Source organism: Brevundimonas huaxiensis (assembly GCF_014218725.1).
Lineage (GTDB): Bacteria > Pseudomonadota > Alphaproteobacteria > Caulobacterales > Caulobacteraceae > Brevundimonas > Brevundimonas huaxiensis.
In genome coordinates, this window is the sequence record NZ_JABBJE010000005.1 from 1 (window position 1) to 13925 (window position 13925).

Annotated in this window: 7 protein-coding genes; 2 read left to right on the plus strand and 5 right to left on the minus strand. The window is 65.7% G+C overall.

Annotated features, from left to right (window positions below; all coding sequences use genetic code 11):
- Nucleotides 1-210 precede the first annotated feature (210 nt).
- Nucleotides 211-2013, minus strand: a complete 1803-nt coding sequence (locus HF680_RS10785; RefSeq protein ID WP_197070945.1) for an HsdM family class I SAM-dependent methyltransferase — start codon at nucleotides 2011-2013, stop codon at nucleotides 211-213.
- A 103-nt stretch (nucleotides 2014-2116) separates the two neighbouring features.
- Nucleotides 2117-3925, minus strand: a complete 1809-nt coding sequence (gene lepA, locus HF680_RS10790) for a translation elongation factor 4 (RefSeq protein ID WP_039244718.1) — start codon at nucleotides 3923-3925, stop codon at nucleotides 2117-2119.
- Nucleotides 3926-4118: 193 nt separating this feature from the next.
- Here lepA and HF680_RS10795 point away from each other — a divergent pair, with 193 nt between their 5' ends.
- Nucleotides 4119-5252, plus strand: coding sequence for an efflux RND transporter periplasmic adaptor subunit (locus HF680_RS10795; protein WP_185225059.1), 1134 nt, complete (start codon nucleotides 4119-4121; stop codon nucleotides 5250-5252).
- Between the two features lie 11 nt (nucleotides 5253-5263).
- Entirely contained in the window at nucleotides 5264-8356 is a 3093-nt protein-coding gene (locus HF680_RS10800) for an efflux RND transporter permease subunit (protein WP_185225060.1), read from the plus strand.
- Nucleotides 8357-8589: 233 nt separating this feature from the next.
- Here the strand turns inward: HF680_RS10800 and HF680_RS10805 are convergent, their stop codons facing one another.
- From HF680_RS10805 to nhaA, 3 genes are all read right to left on the minus strand, one after another.
- Nucleotides 8590-9573 (minus strand): sensor histidine kinase, encoded by a 984-nt coding sequence (locus HF680_RS10805; RefSeq protein WP_185225061.1) that lies wholly within the window; start codon nucleotides 9571-9573, stop codon nucleotides 8590-8592.
- Between the two features lie 227 nt (nucleotides 9574-9800).
- Entirely contained in the window at nucleotides 9801-12440 is a 2640-nt protein-coding gene (locus HF680_RS10810) for a TonB-dependent receptor (protein ID WP_185225062.1), read from the minus strand.
- A 203-nt stretch (nucleotides 12441-12643) separates the two neighbouring features.
- Complete coding sequence (gene nhaA, locus HF680_RS10815; RefSeq protein WP_185225063.1) at nucleotides 12644-13888, minus strand: Na+/H+ antiporter NhaA; 1245 nt, start codon at nucleotides 13886-13888, stop codon at nucleotides 12644-12646.
- Nucleotides 13889-13925 lie beyond the last annotated feature (37 nt).

A 13925-nucleotide genomic window follows, 5' to 3' on the forward strand; every position in this document is an offset into this window, starting at 1 on the left:
CTGCGCGGCCCGGCCTGTTGCTCACCCCACGCTGCGAGGCGTAACTAACCCAAGGACTCTGGTCGCCGCTGGATGAAAACTCAGGGGCACGTCAGGCGGTGAACACCGTGCTGGCGGCCAACATCCGGGTGCAATAGGCACGGTGCGGCGTTCCTTCAGGGAAGATTGCCTGAAGACGCGCATGAACCTCATCGCGGCTGGGCAAAGACCTCATGCCGCCGCCTCAACATAGAGCGCACGCAAGGCTGCTTCGAAGGCCGTAAGGTCGGCGTCTTTCTTCAATAGGGGTTCAAGCGCTGTCATATCAGCAGCGGTCGGGAGGGGCACAGCTTCGAGTTCGAAGGCGGAGACCGCCACGCTGCCGCTGATGCATCGAAACACCTCGTCGACGACCTTGCTGTTCAGCACAGCCGCCAGCAAAGCCGGCGATACCTTGGGTCGGCCGACAGGACGGATCATGTTGAGATGATTTTCGACAACGACCGCCTTGTGCGTCCGTATGAAGGCTGCAGGCAGTTCAGCCGCGATCAATCGGCGCTCCTGCTCCTTGGACGTCGTACGTTGGACCAAGACGCAAGGCTCCCGCGTCAGCAGCCATTGGTCGCCGGTACGAATTTCGAACCAGGGGGCATGATTGCGCTTCTCAGCACGGAAGCCGAAGCGACCATCGGCGCTGACCGCCTCAGCCCATATCAACGGATGGCGACCGCGTCCGGCGCGTTCACAGAGTTGATCCTTGAACCGGTTCCAGACGAGAGGGCCTGTCGAAACCCTGTAGCCCCAACCCGACAGACGCGTCGTCATCCGCGAGGCCGCTGCCGCAAGGATCGACTGATCGGGCGACCGTGGAGCCAGCCAAGGCGCATCCAGAGATTTGGGAAGACTGATTGCTCCATTGCGGACGAGAACGGCTTCGCGTTCATTCTCGAGAGTCACATAATGCACTTGGGCCGCGCCTGACTTGGCGCCCTTGCGAAACACCGTGAGCATTGTTTCCTGCAAGGCGTCTTCGAACACCCCTTTTCGGCTATGCACGAAATCGATCGCCTCAGGAGGCGCATCTTCGGCCAGCAAGCGGCGCAGCGCCGAAAAATACTGCCCACCCAAAACGCTGGTCGGGGTCAGATAAGCGATGACGCCTTTTGGTCGTGTCCAACGAAGAGCGATATCCGTGAAAACGCCGTAGAGATTGGCGTGACCGTAGAGACTGCGCGCAAATCGTTGCCTTTGCTCGGGCGTGAGACGGACCCGGCCATAAGGCGGATTGCCGATAACGAGATCATAGTCGGCCTTCGGAGCGCGCTCCAAGGTATCAACGACTTCAATGACTCGGGGCGCGTTCCGGCGAGCAGCGCGTGATAAGGGAGCTAACGCGAGATCAAGAGCTGTCTGAGCAAAACCCGCTGCATATGGGTCTAACTCCAATCCTTTAAATCGACGCTCGATCTGGCTGAGAATGACACGTGGTTCTGCCCCATCCAAGGCCGCGACCATTCGAGTAACGACTGGAAGAAGAAGGGCGCCGCCGCCCACGGCAGGGTCAAGAACACGCGCCTTCGCCCAGTCCACGCCAGCTTCTTCGGCCAGCGCAATCAAACGACTGACGAGCGCGGGCGGTGTGTAGAACGCCCCTAGCGTGCCGCGATCATGAGAACTCAGCATCACCGTATAGAGCGACGACAAGCTATAGGCCGCCTCCTCCAGTGGAAGCGCGGCTGCTGCGTCACCTAGAGCATCTGCCATTCCGCGCGCCGTCGCATCCAGCAAACCGAATGGCGTTGCCGGTGGTGTGTTCAACTTCAGATCAGGTTCGACAAGAAGCGCTAAACGGTCAAAAGCACGACGCACAAACACGGCCGACATCTCGCGACGCTGCGGCTCTGGCGTAGCGGCGATCCAAACGCGCGCTAACGTCCGAATTCGCGCAAGTTCATATCGAGCGACCTCAGGTTCGACCTCCATGGCCAAAGGTCGAACGATCAGCTTCAGATTAGCGCTCATCAGCTTTGCCACCAGATTCGTTCTTGAATCGTTCCAGTGTTAGAACGGAACTTGAGTTTCAACAAATTGCTGGTCAACCTGAAGCTTGGATGGACCTCCTACCGCAGCTGGCCCCTCAATCCTCGTCCATCTTCAGGGCGGCGATGAAGGCTTCCTGCGGGATCTCGACCTTGCCGAACTGGCGCATGCGCTTCTTGCCGGCCTTCTGTTTCTCCAGCAGCTTCTTCTTGCGGGTGGCGTCGCCGCCGTAGCATTTCGAGGTCACGTCCTTGCGCAGGGCGCGGACGGTCTCGCGGGCGATGATCTTGCCGCCGATGGCCGCCTGGATCGGGATCTGGAACAGGTGGGGCGGGATCAGTTCCTTCATCTTCTCGACCATGCCCCGGCCGCGCGTCTCGGCGCGGGCGCGGTGGACCAGCATGGACAGGGCGTCCACCGGCTCGGCGTTGACCAGGATGGACATCTTCACCAGGTCGCCGACCTTGTATTCGGTGATCTCGTAGTCGAACGAGGCATAGCCCTTCGAGATCGACTTCAGTCGGTCGTAGAAGTCGAACACCACCTCGTTCAGCGGCAGCTCATAGACCACCATCGCCCGGTTGCCGACGTAGGACAGTTCGATCTGCTGGCCGCGACGGTCCTGACACAGCTTGATGACGCCGCCCAGGTACTCGTCCGGGGTCAGGATGGTGGCCTTGATCCAGGGTTCGGCGATGGTCTCGATCTGCATCACGTCGGGCAGGTCGGCGGGGTTATGCAGGTCGATTTCGGAGCCGTCGCGCAGGCCGATCTTGTAGACGACGGACGGCGCCGTGGCGATCAGGTCGAGGTTGAACTCACGGCTCAGGCGCTCCTGAATGATCTCCAGGTGCAGCAAACCCAGGAAGCCGCAGCGGAAGCCGAAGCCCAGGGCCGCCGAGCTCTCCATCTCATAGGTGAAGGAGGCGTCGTTCAGGCGCAGCTTGCCGATCGCGGCGCGCAGATCCTCGAAGTCGGCGGCGTCCACCGGGAACAGGCCGCAGAAGACCACCGACTGCACTTCCTTGAACCCCTTCAGCGGCTCGGCGGTCGGCTTCTTCTCGTCGGTGATGGTGTCGCCGACGGCGGCGTGGGCCACTTCCTTGATCTGGGCGGTGATGAAGCCGACCTCGCCGGGGCCGAGTTGGTCCACGGGCGTGTTCTTGGGCAGGAAGACCCCGACCCGGTCGATCAGGTGAGTCGAGCCGTTGCGCATCATCTTGACCCGCATGCCGGTCTTCAGCACGCCGTCGAAGACGCGCACCAGCACGACGACGCCCAGATAGGGGTCGTACCAGGCGTCGACCAGCATGGCCTTCAGCGGGGCGTTCACATCCCCCTTGGGCGCCGGCAGCTTGGTGACGATGGCCTCCAGCACCTCCTCGATGCCGATGCCGGACTTGGCGCTGGCAAGGACCGCTTCGGAGGCGTCGATGCCGATCACGTCCTCGATCTGGGCGCGCACGCGGTCCGGCTCGGCCGCCGGCAGATCGACCTTGTTCAGGACCGGGACGATCTCGTGGTTGTTGTCAATGGCCTGATAGACATTGGCCAGGGTCTGGGCCTCGACCCCTTGCGAGGCGTCCACGACCAGCAGCGAGCCTTCGCAGGCGGCCAAGGACCGGCTGACCTCATAGGCGAAGTCCACGTGGCCGGGCGTGTCCATCAGGTTCAGGACATACTCCTCGCCGTCCCTGGCCTTGTAGGTCAGGCGCACGGTCTGGGCCTTGATGGTGATGCCCCGTTCCTTCTCGATCTCCATATTGTCGAGCACCTGCTCGGACATCTCGCGCGCGGTCAGGCCGCCGGTGTGCTGGATCAGGCGGTCGGACAGGGTCGACTTGCCATGGTCGATGTGCGCGACCACGCTGAAGTTGCGAATGTTCGAGATCGGGGGAGTCGTCATCCGCGCGCCCCTATCACGCGTAAGGGTTCGCGACCAGACGCCCGGCCGAACTGGTCCCAAACCGCGTCACATTAAGCCTTCGCAATAAACCCCTTCGGCGTTTGAGAACGGCTCGCGGACGCGGTATGCAACAGGCCCTCTTCCCCACCGGCGCCAGCCGGCGATCCGCTTCGCCTGCAACCGAGGAAATCCCGTGTCCAAGACGACCCGAACCGTTTTCAACTTCGGCGCCGTCGCCCTGTCGGCCTTGCTGCTGGCCAGCTGCGGCGGACATGGCGAGGAAAAGAAGGACGAAAAGGCCGCAGGCGGCTCGCGCCAGACCGTCAGCGCCGCGACCGTGACCCAGACCAGCCTGGACCGCACAGTCACCGCCTCGGGCACAGTCTCGGCCTGGGAAGAGGTGCCGGTCGCGGCCGAGACCGGCGGCCTGACCGCCGTCGCCGTCTATGTGGACGAAGGCTCCTACGTGCGTCAGGGCCAGCCGCTGGTGCAGATGAACGACGTCCTTCTGCGCGCCCAGCTGCGCCAGCAGCAGGCCCAGGTGCAGCTGGCCGAGGCCAATGTGGCCCGCGACAACGCCGCGCTCGATCGCGCGCAGCAGCTGAAGGAGCGCGGCTTCCTCAGCCAGGCGTCGCTGGATACGGCCCTGGCGAACCAGCGCAGCTCGAACGCCAATCTGGCCGCCGCCCGCGCGGCCCTCAGCCAGACCCAGACCCAGTTGTCGCAGGCGACCATCCGCGCGCCTGTCAGCGGCCTGATCGTCAGCCGCAGCGTCACCAAGGGCCAGATCATCGCCGCCGGGACCGAACTGTTCCGCATGGTGCGCGACGGCCGTCTGGAGCTGGACGCCCAGGTGCCGGAGACCGAACTGGCCCTGGTCCGCACCGGTCAGTCGGCGACCATCACCTCCAGCGAGGCGGGCCAGACCACCGGCTCGGTCCGCATCGTCACGCCCGAGGTCAACGCCACCACCCGCCTGGGCCTGGCCCGCATCTCCCTGGCGCCCGGCGCCCAGCTGCGGCCCGGCATGTTCGCCCGCGCCGACATCGCCGTCGGCGATCAGCCGGCGACGACCGTGCCGACCGGCGCGGTCCTGTATCGCGACAACAAGCCCGGCGTCTTCGTTGTCCGCGGCGACAGCACCGTCCACTTCCAGCCCGTGACCATCCTGTCGCGCACCGAGGCCCAGACGGCGGTCAGCGGCGTCGATGTCGGCGTCCGCGTCGCGGTGGACGGCGCCGGCTTCCTGAACGAAGGCGACCGCGTCAACGTGGCCCAGGCGGTGGGCAATGCGCCCGCTCCGGCCGCTCAGCCTGCGACCAAGTAGGACCGACGACCATGAACCAGATGTCGTCCTGGGCGATCAAGAACCCGATCCCGATCATCCTGCTGTTCCTGCTGCTGACGCTCGGCGGCGTGGTCGGCTTCATGGGGATGCGGATCAATCAGAACCCCGACATCGACTTTCCGCTGGTCGCCGTCACGGCCGCCCGCCCCGGCTCGGCCCCGGCGGAAATGGAGGTCCAGGTCACGCGCCTGATCGAGGATTCGCTGGCCGGCCTCTCGGGCGTGCGCCACATCACCTCCAACATCACCGACGGCGTCTCGACCACGACGATCGAGTTCGAGCTGGGCACCGACACCGACCGCGCCACCAACGATGTGCGCAACGCCATGACCGGCCTGCGCGCGTCCCTGCCCCAGGACATGCAGGAGCCGGCGGTCCAGCGCATCGACATCACCGGCGACGCCCTGATCACCTATGTGGTCCGCTCGCCGACCATGACGCCGGAAGAGATCAGCTGGTTCATCGACAACGAGGTCAGCCGCAGCTTGCTGGCTCTGGGCGGCGTGGGAGAGGTCAACCGCTCGGGCGGGGTGGACCGCGAGATCCGCGTCGAGCTGGATCCGCAACGCCTGGCCGCATACGGCGTCACCGCCGCCGAGGTCAGCCAGGCGCTGAACAACGTCAACAACAATCTGCCGGGCGGCCGCGTCACCATCGCAGGCTCCGAGAGGGCCGTGCGCACCCTCGGCGCCGCGACCTCGGTGGCGCAACTTCGCGAGACCCTGGTCCCCTTGAGCGACGGCAAGACCATCCGCCTCGATAACCTGGGCAGCGTCGAGGACAAGTGGAGCGAGCCGCGCCGCCTGGCGCGCTACAACGGCCAGGAAGCCGTCACCTTCAACTTCCTGCGGTCGCGCACCGCGTCCGAGGTCAAGGTCGCCGAACGGGTCCGCGAGGAGGTCAAGAAACTCGACGACGCCCATCCCGAACTGACGATCCAGCAGGTCACCGCCAGCGTCGAACAGATCGAGGAATCCTATCTGGCCTCGCTGGAGGCTCTGCTGTTGGGCGCCGTGCTGGCGGTCATCATCGTCTTCATCTTCCTGCGCGACTGGCGGGCGACCTTCATCGCGGCCATTGCCATGCCGATGTCGCTGATCCCGACCTTCGCCATCCTGGGCCCGCTGGACCAGTCGCTGAACGTGGTGACCCTTCTGGCCCTGTCGCTGACGATCGGCATCCTGGTCGACGATGCGATCGTGGAGATCGAGAACATCGTGCGTCACATGCGCGACGGAAAACCGCCCTACAACGCCTCGCTGGAGGCGGCCGACGAGATCGGTCTGGCGGTCGTGGCCACCACCGCCACCATCATCGCCGTCTTCGCGCCCGTCGGCTTCATGCCCGGCATCATCGGGCAGTTCTTCAAGGCCTTCGCGCTGGCCGCCTGCGTTTCCGTGGCCTTCTCGCTGCTGGTGGCGCGCACCCTGACGCCGCTGATGGCGGCCTACATCCTCAAGCACGCCAACCATGAGGATCGCGATCCGTTCTGGATGGGCGGCTATCTGAAGGCGCTGCGCTGGTCGCTGGGCAACCGGTGGAAAGTCTTGATCCTCGGCGTGCTGTTTCTGTTCGGCTCCATCGCCACGGCCGTCATCGCCAAGATGTCGTTCGAATTCATGTCGCCCGGCGATACCGCCCGCGCCGCCTTTCAGGTCGAACTGCCGCCTGGCGCGACGCTGGCCCAGACCGACGCCGTGGTTCGGCAGGTCACAAAGCGGCTGGAAGCCCGCCCCGAGGTGATCTCGGTCTATGCCGCCATCGGCGGTCAGGACGTGACACAGGCCAATGTCTATGCCGACATGGTCCCCAAGGGCGACCGCGAACTGAGCCAGCAGGCCTTCGCCCGCGCCATGGTGGACGAGCTGAAACAGATCCCCGGCGCCCGCATCCGTGCGGGCATCGCCCAGCAGGGCGGCGGTCCCGGCGACGGCACCAGCTACACCTTCTCGATCCTCAGCGATAATCCCGACGCCCTGAACGCAGCGGCGAGAAAGGTCGAGGAAGAGATGCGCGGCGTCCCCGGCCTGGCCAACGTCGTCAACTCGGCCGCCATCGCCCGACCCGAAATTCTGGTCACGCCACGTCCCGACGAGGCGGCCCTGGCCGGCGTTTCGGCGGGCGCCATCTCCCAGGCCGTGCGGGTCGCCACCATCGGCGACGTGGATCAGAACCTGCCCAAGTACAATCTCGGCGACCGCCAGATCCCGATCCGTCTGCAACTGACCGCAGATGCGCGCGAGGATCTGACCGTGCTGGAGAACCTGCGCGTGCCGGCGACGGGCGGAACCTCTGTTCCGCTCAGCGCCGTCGCCGATATCCAGTTCGGCGCCGGTCCCGCCACCGTCACCCGCCAGGATCGGTCGCGTATCGCCTCGATCAGCGCCGAGTTGGACGGCATCACCACCGGTGCGGCGGGCGCGGCGGTCAACCGCCTGCCCTCGGTCAAGAACCTGCCCGCCGGCGTGCGCCAGGTGCCGGCGGGCGACGCCGAGTTCATTCAGGAGATGCTGACCGGCTTCGCCATCGCCTTCGCCTCGGGCATTCTGCTGATGTATGCGGTTCTGACGCTGCTGTTCAAAAGCTTCGCCTATCCGATCACCATCATGGCGGCCCTGCCGCTGGCCATCGGCGGCGCCTTCATCGCCCTGGCTATCGGCGGCGCCAACTTCTCCATGTCGGCCCTGATCGGGGTGCTGATGCTGATGGGGATCGCGGCCAAGAACTCCATCCTGCTGGTGGATTATGTCATCATGGCCGAGCGAGAGGGCATGCCGCGCCACGAGGCCATCATGGACGCGGCGCACAAGCGCGCCCGGCCGATCCTGATGACCACCTTCGCCATGGGCGCCGGCATGGTGCCCATCGCCCTTGGGGTCGGCGCTGACGTCCAGTTCCGCTCGCCCATGGCCATCGCCGTACTGGGTGGACTGATCTCGTCGACCTTCCTGTCCCTGCTCTACATCCCCGCCATCTTCACCATCGTCGACGACATCGCCGGCTGGGGCCGCCGCATCCTGAGCCGAAAGACGGCCGGGCAGCGGGAGCTGGCGAAACCAAGACAGGGGCCGTTGGTGGAGTAGCGCGCGGCGCTGTTCACACCGCACCTTCGTCACCGTCTCCGTCACCCTCGGCAAAGCGCCCGGGGGTGACGGTTCTAAAAGGCGGCAGGTTTCCCGCGTCGATCCGAACCGGAACAGGCTAAGCGCAACGCGCAGCCGATCTGCCAATTCCTGGAAACTGAAGGCGTGGAAAGCCTATGCCTTCGCGGAGCCTTCTCGACCGAGACCTTTTTCGCGGGGCGGTATCTGCCGCTCTAGTGCGCGACGGGCGCGCTGGGCCAGGACAGGCGCGCGATCGCGCCGGGTGATGAGGGCTGCAGAGACCATTCTCCGCCCAGCCGGCGGGCCAGGGCGGTGATGATCCGCAGGCCCAGGCTGGTCGGTTCGGCGCCCGTTTCCTCGGCGACGCCCACGCCGTCGTCGGCGACGGTCAGGGTGCGCACCGCGCCGTCGTCACACAGGTCGATCGTGATCCGGCCGGGCCGATCGGGAAAGCCATGCTCCAGCGCGTTGTTGACGCATTCCAGCATGACGAGGACCACGGGCGTGGCCTCCTCGGCCGACAGGACCACATCGCCGCCGGAGATGGAGACGATCACGTCGTCTCGCGCGGCCGCCGTCAGCGCATCGTCGACGATCGATCGCGCCACATCGTGAAAGGCCGTCTTCTTCTGATCGGCGTCGGCCAGACTGCGCTGGATGCGGGCGACCAGACCGGTGCGGGCCGAGGCGTCGGTCAGGGCCTTTTTCGCGCCCGGATCGACGGTGGTGCGCGCCTCCAGCTTAAGCAAGGCGCTGACCATCTGGATGTTGTTAGACACCCGGTGCTGCACTTCCCGGAGCAGGATGTCGCGGCTTTCCGCCAGGGCGGTGCTGCGCTCGACCTCGCGCGCCAGCTTGGCCGACGCCTTGTCCATGCCGACGATGAAGAAGATGTCGACGGCGACGACGAAGGCGTAAAAGCCGATGGCGACGAAGGTCGCGACGCCCACGTCGAAGCCGGGCGGGCCGATCCAGAACCACCAGGCCGACAGGCCCGACAAGGTCGCTGTCAGGATGGCAGGCCGCAGACCGGCATAGAAGGCGACCAGGACAACGGCCGGAAAGAAGGTCAGATAGGGAAAGCCCGGCGGAAACCAGTGCGCCAGGCCATAGCGCAGGCCAAACGCGACCAGAAAGGCGACGACGGCCAAGGCGTATCCGCGCCAGGCTGGATTTCGAAACTTCTGGTGACGCATTCGCTTCCTCAGTGGACGCAGAGCGTCGGTAAAATCGTGTATCGGGCAGTCTAACGTCCGCGTCTAGAACAGTTCGGGGCCCGGAACCCGTTGATCGACCAAAACTTAGGCCCACTCCCCGTCTCGACAGCGCCGGGTCGCGCCCGCTGTCAGGCCTGATTGCAAAAGAAAAAGGGCCGGCCGGTCGCCCGGTCGGCCCTTCGTCGGTCAGCCTTGAGGCTAAGCGATCAGTATTTGACCTTCAGCGTCACGCCGTAGGTGCGCGGGGCGCCGAGGTAGGCGTTGTAGGTCGCCGTGTCGGTCGCCTGATTATAGTAGGTGCCGTTGGCTTGCGGCGTCGTGGTATTGGTGAAGGCCGTACCCTGCAGCGGCGCGACGAAGCCGACCTGGGTGTATTCTTCTTCCAGCAAGTTCTGGCCCCAGACCTCCAGCGTCCAGCGCTCATCCGCCGAACCGATCGAGACGCGGCCGTTGACGACGGTGAAGGCGTCCTGGTTCTTGTAAGGCAGCAGGTCCGAGCCGGTGTTGTATTCGGTCGAATACTTGGCCGACAGGTTGAAGCCGCCGCGCAGGCCGCCGCCCAGTTCGCGATCGAAGGCCAGGGCGCCGGTCAGCGACCATTCCGGAGCAAACGACGCCCGCGCGCCCGGCAGCAGCGACAGCTGCGGGAAGCGGCCGGGGCTGGACAGGTCGCCGGCGCCGAACTGGCCGTACTTGGCGTCGGTGTAGGTCACGCCGCCCTGGAAGCTCAGGCCCTCGACCGGGGTGAACCAGACCATGTCGGCGTCAACGCCGCGCGAGGTCAGTTCCGGGATCGATTCCACCACGAAGGCGGTGCCCAGGAAGGTGTTCAGCTGGAAGTTCTCGAACTTCTGGTCGAAGTAGGTGACGTTCAGCAGCATGGTGCGGTCGAACAGGGTCGTTTTGACGCCCGCTTCATAGCTGTCGACGGTCTCGGCCTTGAAGAACAGCGAGGCGTCCGGCGTCACGCCCGTCTGCACCCGGTCCATATTGTAGCCCGCGCCCTTGTAGCCGCGCGCATACGAGCCATAGACCATGATCGACGGGTTGAAGCGGTAGGAGGCCTTGATCGTACCCGACAGGTCGGTGTCGCTGAACTTCTCCTGGATCCGACGACCGTCATACAGCGGGTTGGACCAGGGCAGGCACAGCAGGCCGAGCGCAGCGGCCGGCGTCGCGACGTTGGCGGTGCCGGGGATCGGCGAGACCGTGCGATTGGCCGGGTTCTGGTTGGCCAGGGCGCCGCCGCAGGCCGCGCCGTTGGTGCCCAGATTGTCCTGGATCCCGAACAGACGCTTGCTGTCGTAGGTGTAGCGCAGACCCAGGTTGATATCGAAGGCCTCGGTCACCCGGTAGGTGTTGTTGGTGAAGACGGCGACCGATTCCGACTTCTGGGAATAGTGGTCTTCATAGGCCTTGCCGACGCCGAAGGTCGGGGCGGCGGCGCTGGGCGGCACGGCGCCGATGACGCACAGCGGCTGACCCGCAGCGGCGCCGGCGGTGCCGACCAGGAAGCCGTTCGGATTGGTGAAGCAGCCCAGGCGCGACGGGCTGGGGCCGCCTACAGCCGCCGGCAGGGAGGCCGTCAGCAGCAGGGAGGCGAAGGCGTTGTAGTCCGAGCCATAGACATAGCTGTCGTCGCGATAGACGCCTTCCTTGGTGGCGAACAGACCGACCAGCCAGTCCAGCTTGTCCGAGGCACCGGCCAGGCGGAACTCCTGCGTCAGGTTGTCGACGCCGTAGCCGTTGGAGCCGTCGTTGGCGCGGTACAGGATGTCGGCGCCGGTGTAGTCCAGGTCCATCCCCTGCTGGAACGACCAGTCGCGCCACGAGGTCTGGGACGTCAGGGTGGCGTTGATGCTGGGGAAGTCGATGGTCGCTTCCGCCGACAGGCCCATGTCCTCGATCTCTTGCGGCGTCTCGCGGTTGGAATAGGCCAGACGCGAGAAGGGCACCGTGCCGAAGCCGGCGACCGGCGGACGCTGGCCCGGGCCGTTCGGCGCGGTCAGGGCGGCGATGAAGGCCTGGGTCGGGCCGACGCGCGTCTGCACGGCGACGCAGCAGTATTCCTCGCGCTTGGTGTAGTCGGCGATCAGGCGCACCGAGACGTCGTCGCTGGGCAGAATCAGCAACTGGCCGCGCGTGGTCCAGTAGTCCTGGGTCTGGTCGTCCTTGCGGGTGTTGGGACCGTCGCCGTTGTTGACGTCATAGAAGCCGTCACGCTCGCGGTGGGCGACGAACAGGCGACCGGCCACCTGGTCGGTCAGACCGCCGGTGACGGAGACCGAACCGCCGATGGCGCCGAAGTTGCCGCCAGTCAGTTCGCCCGAGATCGACGGGTCGAACGAGGGGCGTTCGGTGATGATGTTGATGACGCCGGCCGAGGTGTTCTTGCCGAACAGGGTGCCTTGCGGGCCCTTCAGCACCTCGATGCGGCTCAGTTCACCTAGGTCGCCGAAGCCGACCGAGTTGCGCGAGCGATAGACGCCGTCGATCACGACGCCGACCGAGCTTTCCAGGCCGGGGTTGTCGCCGACGGTGCCGGCGCCGCGGATGCGCACGGTGGTGGAGGCTTCCGACTGGGTCGAGGTGACGGTCATGCCCGGCGTCAGGATCTGCAGATCCTTGATGTCCTGCACGCCCGCGCCGTCCAGGACTTCCTGCGACAGGGTCGTGACCACGATCGGCACGTCCTGCAGGCTCTGCTCACGCTTCTGGGCGGTGACGATGATGTCGTCGACGGTCGCCGGGGCTTCCTGCGCGGCGGCGACGCCGGCGAATCCCATGACGGCGGCGCCCATGACGGCGGCGGACACAGTGGTCCTGAGGTGAAGATTGCGGCGCATAGGCGTCCTCCCGGCTGAAGCCGCGACGCCAGGGGCGATCGCAGCGTTTCCTGTTCCCTCGACGTCCCCTACGTGGGGGATCATTCGTTATGGACAGGCTAAGCGCGCTTCGGGCCGACCGACAAGCGAGCGTTGTTACCCGCGACGATTTTTCGCCGCGGATTCGCCTTTGTGTGTCGAGGAAGCGACAGAAAACCCTGACGCTAGGTCAGTTTTTGCCCGTCTTTCGGCCCCAGAGGCTCGACCTCAGGATGCAGGGCGGCGGGATCCACCTGGCGGCCCCGACCGGCGAAACCCAGCACCAGGGCCGCCGCGATCGCCGACAGGATCGAGCCGCCGATCACGCCCAGTTTGACTTCGACCTGCTCGGGCGAATCGACCGCGCCGGGGAAGGCCAGGACGCCGATGAACAGGCTCATGGTGAAGCCGACCCCGCATAGCAGCGAGACCCCGTAAACCTGCAGCCAGCTGGCGCCCGTCGGCCGCGCGCCGATCCTCAGCGCCGAGGCCAGCCAGGCGGCGCCCAGGACGCCGATCTGCTTGCCGAAGAACAGGCCCAGCGCAATGGCGATGACCAGGGGGGCGAACGCCTGCTCCATCGACAGGCCGGCGAAGGAGACGCCCGCCTTGGCGAAGGCGAACAGCGGCAGGACCAAAAAAGCGTTCCACGGATGCAGATCGTGCATCGCCTCCTTCAGCGGGCTTTGACCGTCTTCGGCCCGGCTCTTGATCGGCACGATCATGGCGAAGGCCACGGCGGTCAGGGAGGTGCTGAGCCCCGACAGCACGGTCAGATACCAGACCAAAGCAAAGCCCAGCACCCAGAAGGGCGCAGGAATGCGGATGCGATGCGCCGCGACCGCGCCGAGCGCCAAGGCGCCCAGCGCCCAGAACAGCGGCGTCCAGTTCGCGCCTTCACTGAACAGCACGGCGATCAGGGCGATGGCCCCCAGGTCATCGACGATGGCCAGCGTCAGCAGGAAGACCCGCAACGACGACGGCAAGCCCTTGCCCACGAAGCCGAAGATGGCCAGGGCGAAGGCTATGTCGGTCGCCAGCGGGATGGGCCAGCCGGCGTGCGGCGCCCCGATGGCGCCGGACAGCAGCAGATAGACCGCCGCCGGCCCCGCCATGCCGCCCAGCGCCGCCAGCACCGGCGTCGCCAGCTTCCTGGGATCGCTGAGTTCGCCGCGCACGATCTCGTATTTGATCTCCAGCCCCACCACGAGGAAGAAGATCGCCATCAACCCTTCCTTGATCCAGTCGGAGATCGTCTCCTCCAGCCGGATCGGGCCGATCTGCAGGACGTGGTAGCTCTTCAGCCAGGCGAAATAGTCAGCCGACCAGGGCGAGTTGGCGATCGCCACGGCGGCGATGGCGGCCAGCGCCAGCGCCGAGCCGGATGCGGCCTCGGTCTTGAGGAAATCGAGTGTCAGTTTGCGTGCCACGGCGGCCTACTAGCGAACGGAAGTTTCGTCGTGACGC

Bases quoted from the DNA above. Each gene is read 5' to 3' on its own strand.
- HF680_RS10800 (WP_185225060.1), top strand. From the start codon at position 5,264: ATGAACCAGATGTCGTCCTGGGCGATCAAGAACCCGATCCCGATCATC.
- lepA (WP_039244718.1), bottom strand. From the start codon at position 3,925: ATGACGACTCCCCCGATCTCGAACATTCGCAACTTCAGCGTGGTCGCG.
- HF680_RS10810 (WP_185225062.1), bottom strand. From the start codon at position 12,440: ATGCGCCGCAATCTTCACCTCAGGACCACTGTGTCCGCCGCCGTCATG.
- HF680_RS10805 (WP_185225061.1), bottom strand. From the start codon at position 9,573: ATGCGTCACCAGAAGTTTCGAAATCCAGCCTGGCGCGGATACGCCTTG.